Raw genomic sequence first — 26,298 nt, 5'->3', positions numbered from 1 at the left:
CACGGTTTTAAAATTACATTACTGTAACGTCAGAAGCTTGTTGACCACGATCTCCTTCAACGATTTCGAAGCTAACGTTTTGTCCTTCTTCTAAAGTTTTGAATCCTCTAGTGTTGATTGCTGAATAATGTACGAAGATATCTTCATTAGTTCCATCGATAGTGATGAATCCAAATCCTTTATCTTTGTTAAACCATTTTACTTTACCTGTACTCATTGTTCGTACCTCCTTATAAATTTTGCCCAAAGAAAGCACTTTATGTAGAAAAAAATCACTAAATATTAGATTTTCTGTACACAAGTGATAATATACAATTCTCTAATACCAGTGATACGTTGAATCATAATTATTTTCTTTTGCTTTTATAGTATACCACAGATAAATGGAAACTTGCAATAAAAAGTAATACAATTATCTCATACTAGCAAAAAAACTTTTGAAAATCAATGAAATCATAGGTAAATTTAGCTTTTAGTACTTTTATCAATATTTGAAAAAAGAAAGCATATAATCCAAATTATGATAAACTGAAACAGTTAGGGGTGAGAATATGTCAAAAGATATGACAAATGGTAAACCATTAAAATTAATATTACTGTTTACAATCCCGATGTTGATCGGAAATGTATTTCAACAGTTTTATTCAATGGCAGATACAATCGTCGTTGGAAATTTTATAGGAGTAAAAGCACTGGCGGCGGTGGGAGCAACCGGTGGTATCAGTTTTTTTGTTTTAGGATTCATTATGGGATTAGCAAACGGTTTTTCTGTCATTGTTGCCCAAAGATTCGGTGCAAACGATGAAGAAGGACTGCGACATACAGTCGGAATGTCGATTGTTTTGGGAGCTGCGATTACCTTGGTTGTGACGATCATCAGTGTCAGTGGTGTTCGTTTATTGCTGGAAGTGATGCGCACACCTTCAGATATCATTAATGATTCTTATAAGTATATTTCGGTTATCTTTGCCGGAACAATTGCAACCATTGCTTATAATATGATCTCTTCATTTTTAAGAGCGTTAGGAGACAGTAAAACACCGCTGATCTTCTTAATTATCGCATCTGTATTAAACGTTATTTTGGATATCGTCTTTATTGTTGTTTTTCATATGGGAGTAGAAGGAACTGCTTATGCGACGATCTTGGCACAAGCGATAGCCTTTGGTTTATGCTTTATTTATACGAAAAAGAAATATCCGATTTTACATTTATCGAAACGTCATTTTAAACTAGATAAAGAAATTATCACAAATTTATTAAAAATTGGAATTCCCGGAGCCTTGTCTTCTTCGATTACTGCTTTAGGAGTAATGATCTTACAAGGGACAATTAATCAATTGGGATCTGATGTGGTAGCGGCTTATACGGCAGGTACTAAAGTCGAACAATTCTTTACGATGCCAACGATGACTTTAGGAATGGCGATGGCGACTTTCGCCGGGCAGAATTTAGGAGCAGGTAAAATTGATCGTGTCAAAGAAGGACTGCTTTCTAGTGTGAAGCTGGTCGTTGCCTATAGTGTTATCGGCGGAATTATCCTGTACTTCTGCGGGGGACTGTTCACACAATTATTCGTATCAGCGGATCAGATGAACGTTATTAACACGTCTAAGGAGTATCTGAGCTTTGTTGCGGCATTCTGTTGGGTACTTGGGTTATTGTTTGTTTATCGCTCTACAATTCAAGGGTTAGGAAATGGCTTTATTCCTATGCTTTCAGGTGCAATGGAACTGATCATGCGTGTCATTGCGGCAATTGTTTTGTCAGGCATGTTTGGCTTTGCCGGTATTTGTATGGCCAGTCCGATTGCTTGGATCGGAGCCGATGTTTTATTGATTCCATATTATCATCATATGGTGAAACGATTATCGCTCCAATTTAAAGCAAAAGAAAATTTAGTGAAAGAAATGGTATAGCTTAGTCTATATCATTTTTTATTGCTTAATAACCGGCAAGTGATTTAAGAAGATAAGGAATCAAAGGGATGAATAGAGTTTATAAAAAGGAGAATCGTTTATTCATGCTCCTGTTTAAAATAAAAAGTTTAATTTTTCGCTAAATGAAAGAAAATACAGTAAACACCAACTAAGACAATACCTACTGCTATACCAAAAAGTAAGCCTGAGAAAAAATGGACAATCACGATTGTTCTTGAAATGATAAATAACCCAATACCCAGTAAAATGAGTAAGATTCCATATAGGATATTCTTTTGCTTTTCTAATTGCTGGGTTCTTTGAATTAAATCGATCATTTGAGCGTTATCATAGATACGGATACTGTTTTGTTCGGTATCTTCTCCATCCATTAATTCGGCAACCGTGATATCTAGTTCTTGACATAAGCTTTCTATCACACTGTAATCCGGCATACAGTTGCCATTTTCCCATTTTGAGATTGTTTTATTGGATACGTTTAGTCTTTCTGCTAGTTGTATTTGTGTTAGATTTTTCTCTTTTCTTTTTTTAGCGATATATTTTCCAATCATAAGCTGATTCATAAATGCTGTTCCTCCTTGTTTTATAAATTAACTATATATAAATAATAGATGAAAGACGACCCCCTGTATGGAGAATTCAAGAGGAATTTTGTTTTGTAGCCATATAGTCTGTTATTTTACTTGATAGAGCAGACATACACAATGAATATGCAAAATAAAAAAGAACGCTGTCAGCGTTCTCTAACTTTGAATCATAGATCAGTTTCTATAAAATGTACCTCAGACATATTCCAGTATTTATCATAGACACGATCTTTTAATCCATCAAAGTTTAATTGATATAAGCGAAAGGTTACTAAGATATTTTTAGGCTGCCAAAGTTCTTCGTAAGAGTATTTATACTGCATGCCTAATTGTTTCATCACATTGCCGCTGCGAGGGTTTTTTATGTCATGTGTTGCGGTGATAAATCGAAAACCATCTTTTTTTAGTTGTTCTACGACGGCTTTGCTTGCTTCACTGACAATCCCTTGATGCCAAAACTCCTTACGCAAGCCATAGCCAAAATCATGGGCGTCTTCCATGCTGACGTGAACATAACCGATGGGGATATTATCTTCCTTTAAACAGATTGCGTATCGATAACCATAGGGCTGCTGATAAGCCAAAGCGTAATGTTCTTTGTAAAAGGCTTCGGCTTCTTCAATGGACAAAAGCGGAAACCAAGGTAAATATGTATTGACTTCTTCATCTTTATAGATAGCAAACAGGGCCTCCATATCCTGTTCATTAAATTGTCTTAGTATAAGTCTTTCTGTTTTTAAAGTTGGTGTATTGGTCATAGGTTGATCCTTTCATTTTTTAAGAAGCATTTAACAGTTTTGTTAAGTCTTCAACCGAAGCATCCATTTTAATGGATACCTCATCCATCGTTAATCCGGTATTCAAGAAACGCTGAATGACTTTTTTCATTGATTCTCCTACTTCAATGATATGGCCATCTAAATCATAGAAACGAATGACACGTTGTCCCCAGCTATGTTCGATCACATCACCAAGATACTCAATTTCATAGTTTCCTAATTTTTTTAGGAAATCATCAAAGTTTTCTTCCTCAAAACATAATTCTATATTATTTGGGTATGCGATAATCTTTTCTTTAGGAAGATTTACCAGCCAATCAAAATCCTGCTGTAAAGATATACCACAAGTGAACATGATGTTGATACCATAATCCTGATAAACCTCTAAATGAAATAGATCCTCATAAAATTTTCTGGCAGCATGAATGTCAGCTACTGAAAGAACGGTTCCTGTAAATCTCATTGTATTCCTCCTTTAGTTTATAGTCTTATTTTAGCATTATGAATAAATAAAGTCATTTCATTTAAAATTATTGTTCTTTTTCTATTTTTACACGAGAATAAACGGCATATATTTCAACAAATAAATAGGCAATGACAAATGGAATAATGATTTCCCAGCCACTTCCCATCAAAGCATAAGCTAAAAGCAAGGCAGAAAAGACATAGGTCATGATATCAAATCCTTTTGCTTTGGCAGTGTTTGCCAACATCACGTTACGTTCATCTTTTTGATTAATTTCCATTTGTTTTGCTAATTTGGGGTCTTTTGCGATCACATGACGATTATAAAGTTCACCGAGTCCATGCCCAAACATTCCACAGCCAAGTCCAATGGCGAGATAGGGCATTGTTTTCATGATACCTTGAGGATCAATAATGGCTCTAACCATGTAAAGCCCGACAGCCAGCAAAACAGTACCTAAAATAGTGATTAAAATACTCGTATTCTTTTTCATCTTAATTCCTCCTCATAGATAAAAATATCTTCAATACGCAGATTAAAGTAATGGGCAATTTTAAAGGCAAGTAGAATAGAAGGATTATAGCGCCCATTTTCCAATGAACCGATTGTCTGTCTGGATACTTCCAAAGCACTTGCTAATTCTTCTTGTTTGATTCCATGCTGCTTTCGTATTTCTTCTAAACGATTTTTCAAAGTATCACCCCTTTTTATGTAAAGTTAACTTTCCATACTTTTATTATACAACTTTTATTGTATATGTCAAGCTAGCTTTCCATATGACTGTAATAAAAAACACTTCATAGTGAAGTGCTTAGCGATTCATCAGCCTCTTTATTTGATTGGTCGCATAAAGTTGAGAGATGCCATCAAAGATAAAGAAAGCACCGATAATCATTAATACAGTCTTAGCAACTTTAAATGGGTTGATCAATATAATGATTCCACCAACAAATAAAATAATCATTAAAACAAACGAAATATTATAAACATTCTTATCTGTTTTTAACGGCTGGATCGTCTGCATAAGTGAGAATGCTTCAATAATCATGAAAATTCCGGCGATGAATGGCAAAATAGATAAAACAATCGGTGGATTAAAGAATATAAAGACACCACCACCCAAAGCGATTGCCCCAATCAGCAAATCCATACGGTCATTCATATGAATTTCTTCCTGTTTGCGATAAACAAGGACTTTGCCAATTCCAAATGCTAAAATAGTTCCACCTAATATATAGGCAATAATATTAGCGCTCATCGTTGGATAAAACAAGAAAATGAATCCAACCAATATATATATGATTGAAGATACAATCACTTCTCTTTTTAATCTCTGTGTAAATTTTGACATAGAAATCCCTCCTTCTTTATTATAGCCCATAATAAGAAAAATAGGGAATATTATTATAAAATTAAATTTGTTAAATTATTGTAAACGGGGATATTTAAGGCGGAGATTATGCTATAATTTGTTGCGAGGTGAATAGAAATGACAAAAATAATCGCACATCGCGGAGCCAGTGGCTATGCTCCTGAAAACACGATGGAAGCATTTAAACTAGCAGTCGGATTAGGGGCAGAAGGAATCGAAACCGACGTCCATCTTACACGTGACGGACACGTGGTCATCATTCATGATGAAAAGATTGATCGAACCAGTAATGGGTTAGGTTATATTAAAGACTGTACGTATGAACAATTATCTGCATTTAATTATAATAATCATATGGAACAATATGAATTTTGCAAATTACCTTTATTATCCGATTTATTGGAATTAGTGAAAAGTACCGGTATTTTATTAAATATTGAACTTAAAACAGATTTTTATGGTTATCCGGGAATCGAGGAAAAAGTAATTCAGTTAGTAAAAGCATACGGTGTAGAACAACAGGTAATTTATTCTTCTTTTAATCATTATACCTTGATGACGGTAAAATCAATAGATCCAAATGCAAGAATCGGATTGCTTTATGCCGAAGGAATCGTTCAGCCTTGGGATTATGCGGCACATATTCAGGCAGATGCTTTGCACCCATTTTATGCCAATCTACAGATTCCTAACTATATTGAAGAATCTCATCAAAAGGGAATTATGGTGAATACATGGACAGTCAATAAACGTGAAGATATGAAACGTTTTATTGATATGAAGGCAGATGGTCTGATTACAAATTATCCAGATCTTGCATTAGCTATAAAAAACGGTGATTAAGAGACAAGCCTAGTCATCATGACTGAATAAAAAAGCACCGCAGTTGTAATAACTGCAGCATTTATAAGGTCTAATATTTAGGGGATACCTCATTTTTGGTATCTTTTTTTCTTATTTTAATAGTTCTTTTATTGTCTTTCTGACATTGTGAGCCGCATCTTCTTGAATTTCAATAATCTTTGCCCCTCTGCTTTTAGCTAGTTCTCTTAAATCACAGGCTATAGCCGTATGATAGGAACAACCCACAACGATAAAAACATCATTAGGCTCTAAAGCAGAAACCATTTCATAAGCCTTTTGATAATTTGGGGCTGGATCTCCATATAGTACCGGTTTGTTGTAGAGGGACCAAGCGATCTCCATCTCATCATCTTCCGGTAAACCGCCATGCAGTTCCAAGGCATTGCTTCCGGCTAATTGATGCAATCCGTCGATGTTCATGGTAATAATTGGAATTTTATATTCTGCTAAGGCATAATGAGCATCATTGGGTTGTGCACCGTTCATATTCGCTTTTAATTGTTTGATGACTTCGTTATATTCTTCATGGTGTCTGTTGGCATAACTTCTAAATAGTTTTTCTCTGACATCGGGTCTTTCCATAAAGGTAGGGATATTGCTTTGTTTGCTGATACCGGCTCCGGTAAAGGCTATAATTTTCATTAAAACATCTCCTTTTCATTTCTATATATAGTTAAGTTCTGATAAAATTCAAAAATACTTTTCTATAAACTTTCATGTTTTTCTAAAATAGATTGATCCCATAAATGATCATTGATTTGCAAAAGGGTCTCCTGTAATGTTTTTTCTAATATAATGGACATGACATACTTATAGTCATACTCAACCAAAAAACCTGTGATTTTATCAATATCATTTTGTACATCCCTATTCCAATAGGTTTTAAATTCAATTACCAAAAAATTATGTTTATTATTTCCTCTTTGGTGGACAATCACATCAGGATAAGTACCATTCACAAAACGCCCAACTGACTTTATGTCATAAGCATCTCTATTATAATCACAATCCACAACAAGCTTATTTAGTAAGTTATTATTTTCTAAATATTTTTGCAGATAATATGCAAATCTAAAAACAATGGTTCTTTCACAAAGATGTTCGTCATACGAACTTGGCATAGCAGGTTTATGAGCTATCAGGTAATCATCATTAGTATATAATTCTATAAAACATTTTTCTAAGACTGTTATTAATTCCGTTCTAGTAATAGTGTAATCTTTCATTTTAATCCCTTTCCTGATTGATAATGAATAAAGGCGAAAATTCACCTTATTAACTAATTCTGATTTAAGCAAAAATGATAATTTTCATCTATCATTATGCCATTTTATTTAAGAAGATCCTATTTTAAGTGATATATCACTATTATACTAGATTTTTTAATAAATGTAATAAAACACAAAGATTGTTATAATAAATTTTTGTTAAAAGATATGAAGAAGGAACTAAACAAGATATTTAATCCTCCTCTCCTTTAGTCCCTATTGAACAAGAAAATAATGTAATAGCCGATACTGGAGATCTTACTGCTTTTAACTCATATATTGTGTTTATGAGCTTATCTTTACTAGGTGCATCGGTAATAATGAAGAAGAAAGCATAAAGTATATAAGTGATGTTTATCTAAACAACTTATAGGAAGATCCTATGATATGTGATAAAATTAAGATAGTTATAGGAAATGGGGGATAAACAATGCTGAATTGGCTCTTTACAGACATATTTTCCAGCTATGATCGTGATCAAATTGCTGAAATGACTCGAATTCTAAATGATCAAGGGATTAAAACCAAAGAAGGAATTGAATCGGATCTAGCAGGAATGCCAAATACATTTTCCAGTTATTCGAATCCTTCACCATTAGATTACGATGATGGACACTATTCAAAAATGTACACTTTATATGTAAAAAAGAAAGATGTCGTTAAAGCTAAAGAATTGCTTTCATTAAAAAAATAAACCACAGTGGGTTTATTTTTCTTCTTTTAGCATCGTTTCTGCATAATAGAGTGTCTGCCAATCTAAATCGGGGAATAACTGTGGGTCTAGTTCAATAAAATCAGCATCTTCCCATTCTCCTAGTTCGCGATCTAAAATTGGTTTATCTTTACAGATAAATGTTCGTCCGTTTTGATCACGCGTGATACAAACGGTTTCTTTAAAAGCCCTTAAAAAGAATTTTTGGTGTTCATTTAATTGCATAAGCTGCCTCCTATAGATTACTACTATTATGTTCTTAGGGAAAACATTTTATTCCATCGCCACAATCTTTTATCAGATAAATAAAAGCATCTGTGGTTATTAGCTAAAAAACTTGAAATTATGAAGTAAAGCTGATAAAATACGAGTGTATTTATGAAGTTTTCACATTGACAACAAAATAAAAGCAAAGGAGCTTATTGAAAGTAACTTTGTTTTTAAATTTCAATTTTAAATAAGAGGAGAGATAACGAATAAAGTTATGTCTCCTTTTTTTGTTGGTTAAATGTGTACATTGCAATAAAAAGGAGGAAGTTTATGAGTCAAACAGCAGAAGAAATTATTCAATATATTAAGGAATCAAAAAAGAAAACCATTGTGAAAGTTTATGTTAACGGACATGATCTGCCAACAGACAGTCACATTGAAGTATTTGGCACAAAAAGCAGCCGCATTTTAATAGGGGACTTAGATTTAGTCCAAGCCTATTTAAAGCAATATCAGCATTGCATCACACATTACCATTTAGAACAAAACAGCCGCAACAGTGCGATTCCCTTATTGGATATGAGAGCGATTAATGCACGAATTGAACCGGGAAGCATTATTCGTGAGCAGGTATCGATTGGAAATCAGGCAGTCATCATGATGGGGGCGATTATCAATATTGGCTGTAAGATTGGCGATGAAACAATGATTGATATGGGAGCTGTTTTAGGCGGACGCGTAGAAGTCGGAAAACGTTGTCATATTGGTGCCGGCGCTGTTTTAGCCGGCGTGATTGAACCCCCAAGTGCAAAGCCGGTAGTCATTGAAGATGATGTGTTGGTGGGAGCTAATGCCGTTATCGTAGAAGGCGTTCATGTTGGTCAAGGGGCGGTTATAGGGGCAGGCAGTGTTGTTTTGAATGATGTGCCTAAAGGAGCTGTAGCAGCAGGGAATCCGGCAAAAATAATCAAACAGAAAAAGACAGCAGAAACGATCGAAAAAACAAAACTGATGGATGATTTAAGACAGATTTAAAGAAAGAGGTATATATGAAAGCATATTTAATATTAGAAAATGGAGACAGCTTTGAAGGAATAAGTATTGGTGCCAAACGAGAAGTTGTAAGTGAGTTGGTCTTTAATACATCCATGAGTGGTTACTTGGAAATCCTGACTGACCCGTCTTATGCAGGACAGTCTGTCATTATGACCTATCCGCTTATTGGTAATTATGGGGTTTGCTTAGAAGATCAAGAATCTTCCAGTGTCTTTACAGAAGGACTGATTGTCAGTGAACTCTCACGTATCGGCAGCAACTTTAGAACTGAAATGGATTTAGATACTTATTTAAAGTTAAATGATATTCCAGGTATTGCCGGTGTTGATACTCGCCATTTAGCTAAAGTCATTCGCCAAAAAGGTTGCCTGAATGGAATGATTACAACGCAAAAGTATGAAAATATTCAGGAAGTATTACCGCAAATCAAAGCGTATAAAGTAGAACATGTCGTAGAAAAAGTAACCAGTGATTCTATTCATACAATCAGCAGTGGAAATAAAAAGATTGCTTTATATGATTTTGGGGCAAAAAGAAATATTGCCGAACATTTAATTAAACGTGGGTATGAAGTCATTGTAGTGCCGGCGTCTACGCCTGCCAAAAAAGTGATAGCTATGAACGTCGATGGCATATTACTTTCCAACGGTCCCGGAGATCCGAGTGAATGTACAGAGATTATCGGTGAAATCAAGCAGTTGATCAAAAGCGGAATCCCGATTTTTGGGATCTGTTTAGGACATCAGCTGATGGCATTGGCACAGGGCTTTAAAACAGAAAAATTGAAATATGGGCATCATGGTGCCAATCATCCTGTCAAGAATCTTATCAATGGGCACGTATACATATCCACTCAAAACCATAATTACGTGATTAAAGAAAGCAGCATCGATGCATCGATTGCGAAAGTATGGTTCATGAACGTCAACGATCAGACAATAGAAGGATTGAAATATCATGGACAACCGATTCAAACGGTACAGTTTCATCCGGAAGCGTGTGCGGGACCTCAGGATACTGAATTCCTATTTGATGAATTTACTAAAATGATAGAGGAGAGAAGATAATGCCAAAAGATACACGAATCAAAAAAGTATTAGTCATTGGGTCAGGACCGATAATAATCGGTCAGGCAGCAGAATTTGATTATGCCGGAACACAGGCCTGCAAAGCATTGAAAGAAGAAGGCATCGAAGTGATTTTGATCAACAGCAATCCGGCAACGATCATGACCGATAAATTTATTGCCGATAAAGTCTATATTGAGCCACTGACAATAGAGGTGATTAAAGATTTGATTATTAAAGAAAAACCAGATAGTATTCTCCCTACTTTAGGCGGGCAGAATGCCTTGAATTTGGCAATGAGTTTAGCCGATGAAGGTTTTTTAGAAGAACAACATGTCAGAACTATCGGAACCTCTACCCAAACCATCAAATTAGCAGAGGATCGTTTAGAATTTAAAAAATTGATGGAGAATATTCAAGAGCCCTGTGCGCAATCGAAAATTGTTACCAATGTTGAAGCGGCTATCGATTTTGCGAATGAAATCGGCTACCCGGTAGTAGTACGCCCGGCATATACCTTAGGTGGCACCGGGGGCGGGATCGCTCATGATTCTATGGCACTTCATGATATTTGCGGAAACGGACTGCGTTTATCGAGAGTAGGGCAGTGTTTGATTGAAAGATGTATCTCCGGTTGGAAAGAAATTGAATACGAGGTCATGCGTGATGGCAGTGGAAATTGCATTACCGTATGTAATATGGAAAACTTAGACCCGGTTGGTGTACATACCGGAGATAGTATCGTGGTTGCTCCTAGTCAGACCTTATCCGATAAGGAGTATCAGATGCTTCGTACTTCTGCTTTAAAAATAATCACAGCACTGGATATCCAAGGCGGATGCAATGTTCAGTATGCATTAAATCCATCTAGTTTTGAATACTGCGTGATTGAAGTGAATCCTCGTGTAAGCCGTTCTTCTGCCTTAGCTTCTAAAGCGACCGGTTATCCCATTGCGAAATTAGCAGCGAAAATAGCCTTAGGGTATTGCCTTGATGAGATCATCAATCAGATTACCGGACAGACCTATGCTTCCTATGAACCGGCTTTAGATTATATTGTCTGCAAGATTCCTAAATGGCCGTTCGATAAATTTGCTGATGCCAGCCGTGACTTAGGGACACAAATGAAAGCAACAGGCGAAGTCATGAGTATCAGTAATAATTTTGAAGGCGCATTGATGAAAGCCATTCGTTCTTTAGAACAAAACTTAGATTACCTTTATTTAGACGAATTAACCACAATAAAAGATGATGAATTGAAAAATAAGCTGAATGAAGTAAGTGACCTGCGTTTATTCGTCATTGCCGAAAGTCTTCGCCGTCAAATCTCGATAGATGACATTCATGCCATCACTAAAATAGATCGATGGTTTTTAGATAAAATAGCACATCTGATTGAAGTGGAAGAGCGTTTAAAGAGAGGACCATTAGATTTAGAATTATTGAAAACAGCAAAACATATGCAGTTTTTAGATGAAGTCATTGCTAAATTGAGTGGGCAGTCTTGCCAAACAATTCAGCACTTAAAGCAGCAATACGGCATTTGTGCGGCTTATAAGATGGTCGATACTTGTGCCGCTGAGTTTGAAGCCAGCACTCCTTATTTCTATTCTGTTTACAATCGAGTGAATGAAGTAAGCAGTATTTCACATAAAAAGAAAATACTGGTATTAGGTTCGGGACCAATCCGCATCGGACAAGGAATTGAATTTGATTATTGCAGTGTTCATTGCGTGTGGGCATTAAAAAAAGCCGGATATGAAACCATTGTGGTTAATAATAATCCGGAAACTGTCAGCACTGATTTTGATATCGCCGATCGTCTTTACTTTGAACCGCTGACAAAAGAGGATGTAAGAAATATCGTAGAACTTGAAAAACCGGAGGGTGCCATTGTGCAATTTGGCGGGCAGACGGCAATTAAATTAGTCCATGCATTAGAAGAAATGGGGGTTAGGATATTAGGAACCACAGCCGATGCGATTGATGCTGCCGAGGATCGTGAACGTTTTGATGCCCTGTTAGAAGAATGTGGGATTCAGCGTCCGCAAGGACATACGGTTTACACTGTTGAAGAAGCTTTAGCCGCCGCCAGACAATTAGGCTATCCGGTACTTATTCGTCCTTCTTATGTATTAGGAGGAGCGGGAATGGAAATTGCTTTAAATGATCAGGATATCGAAAAGTATATAAAAATCATTAATCATCAGTATCAGGAACATCCTATTTTAATCGATCAGTATCTATCAGGAAAAGAAGTGGAAGTAGATGCCATTTGTGATGAAAAGGGCATTTTAATTCCCGGTATTATGGAGCATATTGAACGTGCCGGTGTTCATTCAGGAGATAGTATTTCAGTTTATCCACCACAATCTATAGATGCAGCTGTGCAGGAGAAAATCATCGATTATACTCAACGCCTCTCAAAAGCGATGCATGTGATTGGGTTAATCAATATCCAATTTATCCTCTATGCTCAAGAGGTTTATGTCATTGAAGTCAATCCCCGCTCCAGCCGTACGATTCCATATATCTCAAAGGTAACCGATTTACCGGTGGTAGATATTGCGACAAATGTGATCATGGGAAAAAGCATCGAAGCACAGGGGTATACTTATGGTCTGTATCCAACAAAAAAGACAGTTGCGGTCAAAATGCCGGTCTTCTCTTTTGAAAAGATCAAGGGAGCAGAGATCAGTTTAGGACCGGAAATGAAATCTACCGGAGAAGTATTAGGGATTTCAACAGAATTTGATGAAGCTATCTATAAAGCCTTTTTAGGAACCGGACTGGAACTGCCAAAACACAAAAATATGATCTGTACGATTCAAGATGCTTCTAAAGAGGAATTTTTGCCAATTGCCAAACAATTTTATTCTTTTGGCTATCATCTGTATGCCACCCAAGGTACTTATGAATTTTTAAGACAGCATGGGCTTCTAGTTTCTTTAGTTAATCGTATCAGTGCAGAAGAAAATACGATCTATGATTTGATTTTAGAGGATAAGATCGATTTAATTATTAATATTCCAAGTCGTAATAATACAGCACGGGATGGCTTTTTGATCAGACGTTTCGCTGTTGAATCGGGTGTCTCTACCTTCACTTCTCTAGACACAGCAAAAGCATTGATTACCAGTATGGAAAAACATCACGTTAAAAAACTGAATTTAATTGATATCACAAAATTAGATTAAAAAATACCCTGCAGTGAAAGCTGTAGGGTTATGTGTTATTGAGGTATTTATAAGGAATAAATGGAGTCAACCATTTTGGATATATAATGAATAATAAAGAAAAGAAATAAGATTTTTAAACTTCATTATCATACAAATCGGTTACATAGCGGCCGTTAAAACATGCCATACATAAGCCTTGCGGATGATCTTTATAAATGGCGGTCTGAATCCCTTTTTCACTGATGAAAGCTAAAGAGTCTGCCCCAATATACTGACATAATTGATCAATGGTCATCTTTCTTGAAATGAGTTCCTCCACCGTCGAAGTATCAACACCATAAAAACAAGGGAAACGAATCGCCGGAGAAGCAATTCGCACATGAACTTCTTTTGCTCCGGCTTCCTTTAATAGACCGACGATGCGTTTAGAAGTGGTCCCACGTACGATGGAATCATCTAACATGACTACTTTTTTATCTTTGACAATGGAGGAGATAACGGAAAGCTTCATGCGTACGCCTTGTTCGCGCATTTGCTGAGTAGGTTGAATAAAGGTTCTGCCCACATATTTGTTTTTTATCAAGCCGATTTCATAGGGAGCTTTAGCAGCTTCGGCATAGCCGATAGCGGCGGAAATCGATGAATCCGGCACCCCGATAACAACGTCAATATCTTGGACGGGAGCTTCTTCATACAAAATCTTTCCTGCTTGTTTTCTGGTTGTATGGACATTGATCTTTTCTAAATGACTGTCCGGACGTGAAAAATAAATATACTCCATTGCACAAAGATGATGTGTTGTATTTTTCGTATAAAAAGTGGACTTTAATTGGCCGTCTTTAATACGAATGACTTCCCCCGGCTGAACATCACGAATGAATTTAGCCCCAATTACTTCAAAAGCACAGGTTTCAGATGCGACCACATAGGCACCATCACTCATTTGCCCGATGGAAAGCGGGCGTAAGCCATATCGATCTCTGGCAATGAAAAGGGCGTGATCCATTAAAATTAAAAAAGCAAAGGAACCCTCTAACTGTGAGAGTGAAATGCATACGCGATCAATCATTCGGCCTGATGCTCGTTTGATCAGATGAGCTAAGATTTCTGTGTCTGAGGTTGAAGAAAAGATGCTCCCCTGTTTTTCCAATTGTTCTTTTAAGGGATTGGAATTAACAATGTTGCCATTATGGGCAATGCCCAATGATCCATGCATGGTTCTAAATAATAACGGCTGTACATTGGCAATGCCTCCTCCTCCGGCAGTTGAATAACGGACATGTCCGATTGCAATATCACCGTTTAGCTGACTGATTTTTTTTGCGTTGAATACTTCACTGACCAGTCCTTCTCCTTTGTAAAGTGTAAATTCATGTTCATTTTTAACTAAGATGCCGGTGGCTTCCTGTCCCCGATGCTGCAAGCTATGTAATCCGTAATAAGTGATATTAGCGGCATTTTTTGAACCATAAATACCAAAAACTCCGCATTCTTCATGTAGTTCTTGTTCCATGTTTTCTCCTTTTTAAACAAATGATCTCCTGTATATTTTATATACAGGAGCAATGATTAAATACGATACAATAAATCGGTATATTGAGGATATGGCCATGTTTGGCGATCCACCATTTCTTCTAAATGATCCCCATGTTGGCGCAGAGTGTCCATTAATGGAATCAGCTTATCTGCATAAATAGAAGAGATTTGATGAACCGGCAATCCCTTTGTTGTTTCTAAAATCTCTTTAACCTGTTGAATAGCAAGGGTAAAGTCCTTGATTTCTTTAGATAAGGTATCATACAGGGGGCGTTCAGCTGGATCACTTTCCAGTGATAATTGTTTTTTCATTTGCAGTGTTGTCAGCAATTCTTTTTGATAGCGAATTGCAGCTGGCAGGATATCTTGACTCGCCATGCGAATCATCGTATTTGCCTCAATGTGCAATGTTTTAGAATAGGTATCAAATAAGATTTCATCCCTTGCAAACATTTCTTCTTTGGTATAGATCTGATATTTAGTAAACAATTTAACATTTTTATCGGCAATATAATAAGGAATCGCTTTGGCGGTATTTTCAATATTCAATAAACCTCTTTGTTTTGCTTCTTCAACCCATTCCTCGCCATAACCGTTGCCATTAAAAATAATACGTTTATGCTGATGAAGGGTCTCTTTGATTAATTTATTGAGATCCTGTTTAAAATCTGTGCTTTTTTCCAAACGATCGGCAAATTGACTTAAAGCATCCGCAACAATGGTATTCAAGATAATATTCGGACATGAGATTGAGAGAGAAGATCCCAGCATACGGAATTCAAATTTGTTTCCGGTAAAGGCAAAGGGAGAAGTTCGATTACGATCCGTCGTATCTTTTGGAAATTCCGGCAGTACATCGACACCGATCTGCATTGACCTTTCATACGTTTGATTATAGGGAAGATCCTGTTCTAGGGCTTCTAAGATATTGGTTAATTCCGTTCCCAGGAAGATGGAAACGATGGCAGGCGGTGCTTCATTGGCTCCTAAACGATGATCATTTCCCGCTGTTGCCACACTTACTCGCAGTAAATCCTGATAGTCATCAACAGCTTTGATGATCGCTGTTAAAAATAATAAGAAACGTGCATTCTTTTCCGGTGTTTTTCCCGGTTCTAACAAATTAATCCCATTATTCGTCACGATGGACCAGTTATTATGTTTTCCGCTTCCGTTGATGCCTTCATAGGGCTTTTCGTGAAGCAGACATTCATAGCCATGTTTCAGAGCAACTTTCTGCAAGACTTCCATCATCAGCTGATTATGGTCAGCAGCAATGTTGGCAGTGGTGAAAATAGGAGCTAACTCAAACTGAGCGGGAGCGACTTCCTTATGCTCTGTTTTCGCAAAGACACCTAATTTCCATAGTTCCTCATCGACTTCCTGCATATAAGCTTTTACTCTTTCATTGATCATCCCAAAATAATGGTCTTCTAATTCCTGACCACGAGGAGCGGGTGCACCGAATAATGTTCTTTTGCATAACACTAAATCTGGGCGTTGTTCATAAAGATGACGGTCTACTAGGAAATATTCCTGTTCACTTCCTACGGTTGTGGTAACACGAGTAATCCCTTCATGATCAAATAAACGTATAATACGCATTGCCTGCTGATGAATCAATTCCATTGAGCGTAAAAGCGGTGTTTTTTTATCTAATGACAAACCATCAAATGTGCAAAAGGCAGTCGGAATACATAATGTCTTATCTTTAATAAATGCATATGAAGTAGGATCCCAAGTGGTATAACCTCGAGCTTCAAATGTTGCACGCAGTCCACCATTAGGAAAGCTGGAAGCATCCGGTTCTCCTTTAATTAATTCCTTACCGGAAAATTCCAATAAGATGCCGCCATTACCGGGAGTTATAAACGCCTCATGTTTTTCGGCAGTAATTCCAGTCATTGGCTGAAACCAGTGAGTATAATGCGTAGCTCCTTTTTCAATCGCCCAATCTTTCATGGCATTGGCTACGGCACTGGCAATTTCAACATCTAATACTTTTCCTTCATTCATCGTTTTTTGCAGTTTCCTATACACCTCTTTAGGCAATCGTTCCTGCATAACGGTTTCATTAAATACCATCGATCCAAAAGTTTGTTTAATCTCTCTCATTGTCGTTCCTCCTTGTTTATTAGCACAAAGAAAAAAGGACGCTAAACACAATGTGTCTAGCGCCCTTGCTTTGTATGCAATCATTATAACATTGATTTTCTTTGTGTCAATTCCTTTTTGTGTATTTTATTAAAAATATTTAATATTTAGAATTTTAGGAATAAATATTATAAAATTTGTTATAATGTGTTGACAGCAGAGGTTTATTTATCTTATATTGTATTCAATATCATTTCAGCAAAGGCGCTGATGCACATTTTTTGTGTATCATTTCCTTTGCTTTTTTTATGGAGGTAAACATGAGAGAGGGACAATTTAAAAATTCATCAGGCTGTGCCATTGCTTGTATTTTTCATAGTGACGGACATCTTGAAAACGGAACAAGAATAAAAAAGGCAATGCAGCTTATGCATGATCGCTCAAACGGGCTGGGAGGCGGTTTTGTGGGTTATGGGATTTATCCAGCACATCGGGAGGATTATGCACTTCATCTTTTTTATGATGATGTAACCGCTAAAGAAAAAGCAGAATGTTTTTTAGAAAAAGAATTTATATGTTTAAAAAAAGAGGAAATTCCCACAAACCAATGTGTAATCAATAAAGATGTTCCTTTGATCTGGCGTTATTTTATTAAAGAAGAAGGAAATAAGAAAGAGTTTGAAACAAAGTTGATCCAAGCCTTTTTTAAGATCAATCAAGAAATACAGGGAGCTTATATTTTTTCATGTGGAAAGAATATGGGAATCTTTAAAGGCGTGGGATATCCTGAAGATATTGCCGATTTTTTTCAACTGGATACATATTATGCTTCAACTTGGATCGCGCATGGTCGTTATCCTACGAATACACCGGGGTGGTGGGCAGGTGCACATCCATTTGGAATGCTGGACTTTGCTTTAGTGCATAACGGTGAGATTTCTTCTTATGATACGAACCGTCGTTATATTGAGCCATTAGGATATCCTTGCTGTTTACTGACAGATACAGAGGTTATCACTTATCTTCTTTCTTATCTCAATCATGAAAAAGGGCTGACTTTTGAAGAATGTGCAGATATTTTAGCGGCGCCTTTATATAGTGAGATAGATAAAATGGAAAAAAGCAAACGTTGCTATTATACACAGTTAAGAAAAAACTTTGGTTCATTTTTAATCACCGGACCTTTCAGTATTATTTTGGGACATGAACAAGGCATTTTTGCTTTAAATGACCGATTAAAACTGCGTGCATTGATGATCGGTCAAAAAGGACAAAGCTATTATTTGGCGAGCGAAGAGAGTGCGGTTCGAGCGATGCAGATGGAACTCGACAGTATTTACAGCTTAGAGGGCGGAAAACCGTTTATTAAAAATCGGGAGGTTAATCATTATGAAAAAGGGTAAATTTAAAGTAGTACGTGATGAGCGTTTATGTGATCAATGCGGGGGATGTATTTCTCAATGTGCAAATAAAGTACATTATCAAGACCAAGACCAAATCAAGATTCGTCATCAGCACTGTGTGAATTGTCAGCGTTGTGTAGAATTTTGTCACTGTAATGCTTTATCCATCATAAAAGAAGAGAATGTATTTCATCCTCATCCCTTATGGTCACAACAAATCATTGAAGAAATCAGCAAGCAGGCAAACAGTGGAGGAATATTATTATCATCAATGGGAACTCAGCAGTCTTACCCGATTTATTTTGATCATCTTTTATTGAATGCGTCACAGGTCACAAATCCAAGCATAGATCCATTGCGTGAACCTATTGAAACTACTACATTTCTAGGAAAGCGAACACATGACGTTAAACGTAGTCAGGAGGGGAAACTGGAAATAGAAGAATATCCGAGCCTTAAACTCAACACCCCTATTTTATTTTCTGCGATGTCGTTTGGATCTATTTCTTTTAACGCTCATCAAGCTTTATTAGAGGCGGCAAAAGAATTAGGCATTTACTATAATTGCGGTGAAGGAGGGCTGTTAGAAGCGTTCTATAAAGATCAAGATTCGATTATTGTACAGGTAGCGAGCGGACGTTTTGGCATTGATCCGTCTTATTTGAATCATTCGGCGGCTGTTGAAATTAAGATAGGTCAGGGAGCAAAACCGGGAATAGGCGGACACTTGCCCAGCATTAAAAATAAAGGACTGGTAAGCAAAACGCGCCGTATAAAAGAATACAGTGAATCCATTTCACCGGCTCCTCATCACGATATTTATTCGATTGAAGATTTAAAGCAGTTAGTGGATTCATTAAAAGAAGCGACCCATCATCAGAAGCCGATTATTGTAAAAGTGGCGGCAGTCCATAATATTGCGGCTATCTGCAGCGGCATTGCAAGAAGCGGGGCAGATATTATTTATATTGACGGATTCAAAGGAGGAACAGGTGCAGCCCCAACACGTATACGTGATCATGTGGGAATCCCAATCGAACTTGCGCTAGCGAGTGTAGATGAGACTTTGAGAAAAGAAGGCATTCGTGAAAATGTTTCCCTAATTGCTGCCGGTGGAATTCGCCATAGTGCTGATGTCGTAAAAGCGATTGCTTTAGGAGCAGATGCTGTTGCGATTGGGACAGCGGCATTGATTGCTTTAGGGTGTCACTTATGTTCAGACTGCATGAGTGGTACTTGCAACTGGGGAATCGCCACCCAAGAGGAAAGCTTATGCAGACGACTAAATGCCAAAAAAGGGGCACAGCAGTTAGTGAATCTGATACAAGCATGGACGAGAGAAATACAGGAAATGATGGGTGGTATGGGGATAAATGCCATTGAATCTTTAAGAGGAAACCGTCTGATGCTAAGAGGCATTCATTTATCGGCAGAAGAATTAGATATTTTAGGAGTAAAACATGCAGGGAGGTAAACAATGAAAATAGATGCGACAAATAAAACAACACAGCAGATCAATCATTACCTAAGTCAAAATGAAGAATGTGAGGTTCATCATTTATTAGGACAGCGTTATTTGGGAAATGCTCTCACAAAAGGACATTATATTTTTTATGGCTATCCCGGAAATGTTTTAGGGGGATTTTTAGATGGAGCAGAAATAGAATTATACGGTAATGCTCAGGAAGCCTGCGGAAATACAATGAGCAGTGGCCGGCTTGTTATTCATGGTCATTGCGGGGATGCTTTAGCTTATGGGATGCGTGGCGGAGAAATATATGTAGATGGAAACTGTGGCAGCCGCTGTGGAGTCCATATGAAACAATATCATCATTTACATTCTGTTTTGGTCATCGGTGGAAGTGCCGGAGACTTTTTGGGAGAATATAATGCCGGTGGTACCATTTTAGTCTTAAATCAGTTTCATAAAGCTTTACCTTTTGGTCGCTTTTGTGGGGCAGGGGCACATGGCGGTACCATTTATTTTAGGTTGGATAATGTATCAAACGATCCACGGTTTAGACAAGTTGATCCGGAACAGCTGCAAAAAATTAATCAGCTGATTGATCGTTTTGCTTATTATATGAAACGTGATCCTATGCATTTGAAAGAAGGTATTTTTTATCAGTTGGAAATACCGCAGATTAATCCTTACGAAGGGTTATACGTAAAAAACTAACGTATTTACAAAAATTGATAAAAGCATGGAAATAACAAAGTTTTTTCTTGACAAATATAGAACGATTCCCTATTATATTCCTGTGTAATACAGAACAAAGGCGTTCTTATATGGGGATGAAAATCATTTTTTATTGACCCGTTAAGATCGCTTTTTCATTTATGAAGGAGGAACGTATATGAACCATACGATTCAGGAAATATTAGAGTTTATTGAAGAACACGATGTTAAATTTATTCGCTTAGCCTTTTGTGATCTGTTAGGGAATCAAAAAAATATCTCCGTTATGCCCCACCAGCTGCCACGTATCTTTGAAGAAGGAATTCTCTTTGATGGCAGTGCCATTGCCGGCTTTAGTAATATTGAAGCATCGGATCTGCTTTTAATGCCGGATTCATCTACTTTCGATATCTTGCCTTGGCGTCCGCAAAACGGCAGTGTTATTCGTTTTTTCTGCAGTGTCCATCATACCGATAAAACCCCATTGCAAGCAGATTGCCGCAGTTTATTGAAACAGCGTTTAGCTAAAGTAAGACAAGCGGGATATCAAGTTTTGTGTGGAACAGAATGTGAGTTCTATCTGTTTAAAACAGATGAACAAGGCAACCCAACATGGATTCCTCATGATCAGGGAGGCTATTTCGATATGGCACCTTTGGACAAGGGCGAAGATGTCCGCCGTGACATTTGCCTGACTTTAGAGGAAATGGGAATCGAACCTGAGAGTTCACATCATGAACAAGGTCCCGGACAAAATGAAATTGATTTTCAATATCGTGATGGTTTGACTGCGTGTGATCAGCTGATTACGTTTAAATGGGCAGTTCAGACAATTTCTGAATTACATGGTTTATATGCTTCATTTTTACCTAAGCCAATAAAATCCGCAAGCGGAAGCGGACTTCATATCAATCTATCATTGGCACAAAACGGGAAAAATAGTTTTAAATTGGAACAGCCGGATCTATTAAAACACTTTATTGCGGGAATTTTAGCGCATAGTAAAGAAATGACATTGTTTTTAAATCCCGAAAATAACTCTTATCAGCGCTTAGGAGAGGACAAGGCACCTAAATATATTTCTTGGTCTTATTCAAATCGTACAACTTTGGTTCGTGTTCCTAAAGTAGAAGATCATTTAGTCCGCTGTGAAGTACGAAACAGCGATCCCCTGTGCAATCCTTATTTAGCGGTGAATTTATTGGTTGCCGCAGGAATGGACGGCATTGAAAAGAAAATGGAACTGATGGAAGAATGCAAAACGAATTTAGAAATAAATCAAAGTGCATTGGATACGCTGCCTAAAACTTTGAAAGAAGCGATTGATATCACTAAAAACAGTGAATTTATAAAACAAACCCTCCCTTCATCTGTGATTGACTATTATGTAGAAAGCAGAACTCAGTTGCTTTGTCGGCAATAGTGGCCTAATCAATGCTGAAGATATTGATCTGCACAACAAAATTAGATCGTTTTATGCAGTTGAAAGCGATCGTTCAAGATACTTATTCTAGTGAAGTCATCTTAGCGAAATGTAAGGAAGAGGTTACGAAAAGTATAGTACTGCATTCAATTGATACAGTTCTGATCGATCTCCCGTTTACTTTAGATCAGCATGAAATAGCGTATGTTTTAAAATTGCTGAATCGTTATCCGGATTTGAATATTTTATTGCTTATAGCCGGTAAATATGTATATTCGGTGCGTGAGAGAGTGGAAAAATACGGGGTTTTCGTTTTGAGTAAACCGGTTCAAAAGGAAATCTTGACTCAGTTACTGTCGTTTTTAAGAGCGAATTCTTTTCGCTTTCAAAATTATCAGAAAGAACAGAAAAAATTAAAAAATAAAATAGCGGAAATAAAATTAGTGGATCTGGCGAAATGCTTATTGATGGAAAACGAATTCCTGACAGAAGCGAAGGCTCATCGCTTTATTGAAAAAAGTGCGATGGATGAACGGAAAACAAGAAAACAGATTGCCACTGACATTATTCAACGCTATCAGAGTATTTAGAAAGGATCTTATATGTGTAAATTTATATTTGTGAGTGGCGGCGTGGTTTCGGGATTAGGAAAAGGAATCACTGCCGCTTCTTTAGGAAGATTATTAATCGCCAGAGGAATCAAGGTCAGTGCACAAAAACTTGATCCTTACTTAAATGTAGACCCGGGAACCATGAGCCCCTTAGAACATGGAGAAGTATTTGTCAGTGAAGATGGAGCAGAAACGGATCTGGATTTAGGACATTATGAACGTTTCATGGATGTCAATTTGAATAAATACAGCAATATTACCAGTGGGAAAGTCTATCATCACGTGATTAATAAGGAAAGAAAAGGGGAATTTTTAGGACAGACAGCGCAAGTCATTCCCCATATTACCAATGAGATTAAGCGTAATATTTATTTAGCTGCCCAAAAGAGTGAATGTGACGTCTTGATCTGTGAGATAGGAGGAACTGTCGGGGATATCGAAAGTCAGCCTTTTTTAGAAGCGATTCGTCAGATCATTCAGGAAAAAGGGAAGCAGGATTGTTTATATATCCATGTGACACTGGTACCTTATTTAAAAATGAGCAAGGAATTTAAGTCAAAGCCTACTCAGCATTCCATCAAAGAGTTACAGTCTTATGGCATCATGAGTGATATTCTGATTGCCCGCAGTGAGACCCCTTTGCCTTCATCGATTTGCCGAAAAATTTCTCAATTCTGTAATATTGAAGAAAGATGTGTCATCAATAATTATGATGTTTCTTCTTTATATGAAGTTGTACCTATGCTAGAAGACGCTCATTTAGCGGATATCGTTTGTGAAAAACTGTATTTATCGCCGCAATCGGTTGATTTGAAGGAATGGCAGCAATTGATTGAATGTGAAAAGAACGTAAAAGAAACGATTAATATTGCGATGGTAGGTAAGTATACAGAACTTCATGATGCCTATTTATCGGTTGTAGAGTCCCTTCATCATGCCGGAACCGCCAATAACTGCAAGGTGGAAATTAAATGGGTGGACAGTGAATCAATCACAGATGACGCTTCTCTAGCTGTTTTAAAGGATTGCAAAGGTATTTTGATTCCCGGCGGTTTTGGTTATCGTGGAATTGAAGGGAAGATCAAAACGGCAGAGTATGCCCGCACACATCATATCCCTTATTTAGGAATTTGTTTGGGGATGCAGATTGCCTGTATTGAATTTGCCCGCCATGTCTTGAATTATGCCGATGCCACATCAAGTGAATTTCAAACCAAGAGCGATCACTATGTCATTGATGTCATGGAAGATCAAAAGAATGTTGAAAATAAAGGCGGAACAATGCGTTTAGGTGCTTATCCGTGCCATATTCGCCCTAACAGCCGTTTAGAAACAATCTATCAGCTGTCGGATGTCATGGAACGTCATCGTCATCGTTATGAATTTAATAATGATTATCGTCAATTATTTGAAGATGCGGGAATGGCAATAGTTGGGACTTATCGTCATAAAGATAATGAATTAGTTGAAGCGATTGAATTAAAAGATCATCCTTTCTATGTTGCTGTTCAGTTTCATCCGGAATTCAAGAGCCGACCTAATCGTCCGCATCCTTTGTTTAAATCATTTATCCAAGCAGCCAAAACCATATCTCAATAAGGAAGATATGGTTTTTTTATAAAATAAAGAGAATTAGTAGGCAATACCCATCATCTGTGATAAAGTGAAGATAATATGAGATATATGGAGGTGGTCAATATGATTCTAAGGTTATTCTGCCGCAGAATCGCAGGCACTCAGCTTCGTACAGAGTCTGTAAAATAGGCTAGGCGATAAGAAGGGGAAACCTCTTCTGTGCGAAGTGATGATGAAGATCGTCTAATCCTATTCCTCTTAGGCTCTGTTTATTTTAAGATTTTAACTAAAATAAAGGAGCAAATAAAATGATAGAAATAGGAATGCATAAGATATGCAAAAACTTTGGATATAAACAAGTCCTGCAAGATGTCAGCTTTGAGATATTAACCGGAGATCATGTAGGGATTGTAGGTAAAAATGGCAGTGGGAAATCAACACTGTTTAAGATGATGATGAAACAGGAATTTCCAGATTCCGGGGCTGTCACGATTCGCAGACAAGCAACTGTCGGCTATTTGGAACAAATTCCGGCAATTGAAAATAAGGATAGTACTGCAAGAGATCTGTTGATGGAAACTTTTTTTGAAATTCAAGAGATCGAACAGAGGATGCGTTCATTGGAAATTGAGATGAGTCAGGACGGAACTAATGCCTCTTTATTAAATAAATATGCCAACATCCAAAATCACTATATCGCTTTAGGGGGATATGAAGTAGAAGAAAAACTGAATAAGGTCATTACCGGATTTAAACTGCAAGGTATTTTAGATCAGCCCTTTTCTTTACTTAGCGGAGGACAAAAGACCGTCGTTAATTTAGCGAAGCTGATTTTAAGTGAACCGGATATTCTTTTGTTAGATGAACCCACCAATCACCTAGATATTGTGATGTTGGAATGGCTGGAAAACTATTTGAATAAATATCAGGGAACGGTGGTGATTATTTCCCATGACCGTTATTTCTTAGATCGAGTGACCAATAAAACGATTGTATTAGAAAGTGGTGAAAGCCGTCTGTTTCATGGGAATTATTCTTATAGTATGAAAGAGCAGGAACGCTTATTGCTGTTGGAGTTTGAACAATACAAAACTCAGCAAAAAAAGATCGAGGCAATGAAGGCTTCAATCAAACGCTTTCGCGATTGGGGAAATCAGGGGGATAATGAAAAATTCTTTAAAAAGGCAAAAGAACTGGAGAAACGTCTCGAAAAGATGGAAATTCTTGAAAAGCCGCAGTTAGAGAAAAAGAAAGTCCCGGTTTATTTTGCCGGAAAGCGAAGCAGCAATGAAGTTTTGAAGGTAAAGGATTTCGGCATCTCTTTTGGGGATTTGACTCTATTTTCAAAAGCCAGTTTTACGTTATATTATAAAGAGAAAATTGTCCTGTTAGGGAATAACGGTTCAGGTAAAACCTCGTTCATCAAAGCCTTATTAGGAGATTTGACAGCGTATGAGGGAGAGCTGAACATCGCTGAAACGGCAAATATCGGCTATATTCCCCAGGAAATTCATTTTAAAGATGATCAGGATTCGATTCTGCTTTCATTCCAGAAAGAATGCCCTAGTTTTGAAGGCGAAGCCAGAAGCATTTTAGCGAAATATGCTTTTTATAAAGATCAAGTGTTTAAACGGGTGGGAAATTTGTCCGGTGGTGAAAAAGTATTATTGAAACTGGCAATCTTAATGCAAAATGAAGTGAATTTCCTGATCTTAGATGAACCGACCAATCATATTGATATTGAAACAAGGGAAATTCTGGAACAGGCATTACTGGATTATAATGGAACATTGCTGTTTGTATCCCATGATCGATATTTTATTGATAAACTGGCAAAACGCAGATTAGAGATAAAAGATGGAACGATCTATGATGCCTACATGGAATATGAATAAATAAAATTATTGGTCCAAACTGTATCGGTTAAGCACTCATGCTTAATTTATACAGTTTTTTTCAATATAAAGAATGTGGATA

25 protein-coding genes are annotated in these 26,298 nt (G+C 37.1%); 13 read left to right on the top strand and 12 right to left on the bottom strand.

Features of this window, described 5'->3' with window-relative positions; translation table 11 throughout:
• Nucleotides 1–13 precede the first annotated feature (13 nt).
• Nucleotides 14–217 carry a cold-shock protein gene (locus BN1225_RS05810; protein WP_041138849.1) on the bottom strand — a complete coding sequence of 68 codons (204 nt, stop codon included), beginning with the start codon at nt 215–217 and terminating at the stop codon, nt 14–16.
• A gap of 334 nt (nt 218–551) precedes the next feature.
• Here BN1225_RS05810 and BN1225_RS05805 point away from each other — a divergent pair, with 334 nt between their 5' ends.
• Nucleotides 552–1,919, top strand: coding sequence for an MATE family efflux transporter (locus BN1225_RS05805; protein WP_041138848.1), 1,368 nt, complete (start codon nt 552–554; stop codon nt 1,917–1,919).
• Nucleotides 1,920–2,047: 128 nt separating this feature from the next.
• Here BN1225_RS05805 and BN1225_RS05800 read toward each other — a convergent pair whose 3' ends face one another.
• From BN1225_RS05800 to BN1225_RS05775, 6 genes are all read right to left on the bottom strand, one after another.
• Nucleotides 2,048–2,503 carry a helix-turn-helix domain-containing protein gene (locus tag BN1225_RS05800; RefSeq protein ID WP_041138847.1) on the bottom strand — a complete coding sequence of 152 codons (456 nt, stop codon included), beginning with the start codon at nt 2,501–2,503 and terminating at the stop codon, nt 2,048–2,050.
• 191 nt (nt 2,504–2,694) lie between these two features.
• Nucleotides 2,695–3,285 carry a GNAT family N-acetyltransferase gene (locus tag BN1225_RS05795; protein ID WP_041138846.1) on the bottom strand — a complete coding sequence of 197 codons (591 nt, stop codon included), beginning with the start codon at nt 3,283–3,285 and terminating at the stop codon, nt 2,695–2,697.
• 19 nt (nt 3,286–3,304) lie between these two features.
• On the bottom strand, nt 3,305–3,769 hold the full coding sequence (locus tag BN1225_RS05790; protein WP_041138845.1) for a VOC family protein: 465 nt from the start codon (nt 3,767–3,769) through the stop codon (nt 3,305–3,307).
• Between the two features lie 67 nt (nt 3,770–3,836).
• Nucleotides 3,837–4,265: a DUF6442 family protein gene (locus BN1225_RS05785; protein WP_041138844.1), complete on the bottom strand. Its 429-nt coding sequence runs from the start codon at nt 4,263–4,265 to the stop codon at nt 3,837–3,839.
• Nucleotides 4,262–4,465 carry a helix-turn-helix transcriptional regulator gene (locus BN1225_RS05780; RefSeq protein ID WP_041138843.1) on the bottom strand — a complete coding sequence of 68 codons (204 nt, stop codon included), beginning with the start codon at nt 4,463–4,465 and terminating at the stop codon, nt 4,262–4,264. The genes BN1225_RS05785 and BN1225_RS05780 overlap by 4 nt, the downstream gene beginning before the upstream one ends.
• A gap of 118 nt (nt 4,466–4,583) precedes the next feature.
• Nucleotides 4,584–5,123 carry an HdeD family acid-resistance protein gene (locus BN1225_RS05775; RefSeq protein WP_041138842.1) on the bottom strand — a complete coding sequence of 180 codons (540 nt, stop codon included), beginning with the start codon at nt 5,121–5,123 and terminating at the stop codon, nt 4,584–4,586.
• 138 nt (nt 5,124–5,261) lie between these two features.
• Between BN1225_RS05775 and BN1225_RS05770 the strand changes: the two genes are divergently transcribed.
• Entirely contained in the window at nt 5,262–5,987 is a 726-nt protein-coding gene (locus BN1225_RS05770; RefSeq protein ID WP_041138841.1) for a glycerophosphodiester phosphodiesterase, read from the top strand.
• A 111-nt stretch (nt 5,988–6,098) separates the two neighbouring features.
• Here the strand turns inward: BN1225_RS05770 and BN1225_RS05765 are convergent, their stop codons facing one another.
• A complete protein-coding gene (locus BN1225_RS05765; protein WP_041138840.1) occupies nt 6,099–6,650 on the bottom strand; it encodes a Sir2 family NAD-dependent protein deacetylase in 552 nt (183 codons plus the stop codon).
• Between the two features lie 62 nt (nt 6,651–6,712).
• Nucleotides 6,713–7,234 (bottom strand): hypothetical protein, encoded by a 522-nt coding sequence (locus tag BN1225_RS05760; RefSeq protein WP_052466378.1) that lies wholly within the window; start codon nt 7,232–7,234, stop codon nt 6,713–6,715.
• A 472-nt stretch (nt 7,235–7,706) separates the two neighbouring features.
• Between BN1225_RS05760 and BN1225_RS05755 the strand changes: the two genes are divergently transcribed.
• Nucleotides 7,707–7,970: a hypothetical protein gene (locus BN1225_RS05755; protein WP_041138839.1), complete on the top strand. Its 264-nt coding sequence runs from the start codon at nt 7,707–7,709 to the stop codon at nt 7,968–7,970.
• 12 nt (nt 7,971–7,982) lie between these two features.
• On the opposite strand, the gene BN1225_RS05750 is transcribed toward BN1225_RS05755, so the two are convergent.
• Nucleotides 7,983–8,213 (bottom strand): hypothetical protein, encoded by a 231-nt coding sequence (locus tag BN1225_RS05750; protein ID WP_041138838.1) that lies wholly within the window; start codon nt 8,211–8,213, stop codon nt 7,983–7,985.
• A gap of 315 nt (nt 8,214–8,528) precedes the next feature.
• Between BN1225_RS05750 and dapD the strand changes: the two genes are divergently transcribed.
• From dapD to carB, 3 genes are read left to right on the top strand one after another with little or no spacing between them, the layout of a single operon-like run.
• Entirely contained in the window at nt 8,529–9,233 is a 705-nt protein-coding gene (gene dapD, locus BN1225_RS05745; RefSeq protein WP_041138837.1) for a 2,3,4,5-tetrahydropyridine-2,6-dicarboxylate N-acetyltransferase, read from the top strand.
• A gap of 14 nt (nt 9,234–9,247) precedes the next feature.
• Nucleotides 9,248–10,321, top strand: a complete 1,074-nt coding sequence (locus BN1225_RS05740; RefSeq protein ID WP_041138836.1) for a carbamoyl phosphate synthase small subunit — start codon at nt 9,248–9,250, stop codon at nt 10,319–10,321.
• On the top strand, nt 10,321–13,518 hold the full coding sequence (gene carB / locus BN1225_RS05735; protein ID WP_041138835.1) for a carbamoyl-phosphate synthase large subunit: 3,198 nt from the start codon (nt 10,321–10,323) through the stop codon (nt 13,516–13,518). The genes BN1225_RS05740 and carB overlap by 1 nt, the downstream gene beginning before the upstream one ends.
• 115 nt (nt 13,519–13,633) lie before the next feature.
• On the opposite strand, the gene purF is transcribed toward carB, so the two are convergent.
• A complete protein-coding gene (purF, locus tag BN1225_RS05730) occupies nt 13,634–15,013 on the bottom strand; it encodes an amidophosphoribosyltransferase (RefSeq protein ID WP_041138834.1) in 1,380 nt (459 codons plus the stop codon).
• A 56-nt stretch (nt 15,014–15,069) separates the two neighbouring features.
• Nucleotides 15,070–17,151 (bottom strand): glutamine synthetase III family protein, encoded by a 2,082-nt coding sequence (locus tag BN1225_RS05725; protein WP_041138833.1) that lies wholly within the window; start codon nt 17,149–17,151, stop codon nt 15,070–15,072.
• A gap of 299 nt (nt 17,152–17,450) precedes the next feature.
• Here BN1225_RS05725 and BN1225_RS05720 point away from each other — a divergent pair, with 299 nt between their 5' ends.
• From BN1225_RS05720 to abc-f, 7 genes are all read left to right on the top strand, one after another.
• A complete protein-coding gene (locus BN1225_RS05720) occupies nt 17,451–18,533 on the top strand; it encodes a class II glutamine amidotransferase domain-containing protein (protein WP_242857696.1) in 1,083 nt (360 codons plus the stop codon).
• A complete protein-coding gene (locus BN1225_RS05715; RefSeq protein ID WP_041138832.1) occupies nt 18,520–20,007 on the top strand; it encodes a glutamate synthase-related protein in 1,488 nt (495 codons plus the stop codon). Before BN1225_RS05720 ends, BN1225_RS05715 begins: the two co-directional genes overlap by 14 nt.
• A gap of 3 nt (nt 20,008–20,010) precedes the next feature.
• Nucleotides 20,011–20,712 (top strand): GltB/FmdC/FwdC-like GXGXG domain-containing protein, encoded by a 702-nt coding sequence (locus BN1225_RS05710; protein ID WP_041138831.1) that lies wholly within the window; start codon nt 20,011–20,013, stop codon nt 20,710–20,712.
• 178 nt (nt 20,713–20,890) lie between these two features.
• On the top strand, nt 20,891–22,135 hold the full coding sequence (locus tag BN1225_RS05705; protein WP_041138830.1) for a glutamine synthetase family protein: 1,245 nt from the start codon (nt 20,891–20,893) through the stop codon (nt 22,133–22,135).
• 11 nt (nt 22,136–22,146) lie between these two features.
• Nucleotides 22,147–22,725, top strand: coding sequence for an ANTAR domain-containing response regulator (locus BN1225_RS05700; RefSeq protein ID WP_041138829.1), 579 nt, complete (start codon nt 22,147–22,149; stop codon nt 22,723–22,725).
• 12 nt (nt 22,726–22,737) lie between these two features.
• A complete protein-coding gene (locus BN1225_RS05695; RefSeq protein WP_041138828.1) occupies nt 22,738–24,345 on the top strand; it encodes a CTP synthase in 1,608 nt (535 codons plus the stop codon).
• Between the two features lie 284 nt (nt 24,346–24,629).
• Nucleotides 24,630–26,216, top strand: a complete 1,587-nt coding sequence (gene abc-f / locus BN1225_RS05690) for a ribosomal protection-like ABC-F family protein (protein WP_041138827.1) — start codon at nt 24,630–24,632, stop codon at nt 26,214–26,216.
• Nucleotides 26,217–26,298: the final 82 nt, after the last annotated feature.

Source organism: Beduini massiliensis (assembly GCF_000829905.1).
Lineage (GTDB): Bacteria > Bacillota_I > Bacilli_A > Erysipelotrichales > Coprobacillaceae > Beduini > Beduini massiliensis.
The sequence above is the reverse complement of the archived record's forward strand: the minus strand, read 5'-3'. Positions and strand labels throughout refer to the sequence as shown.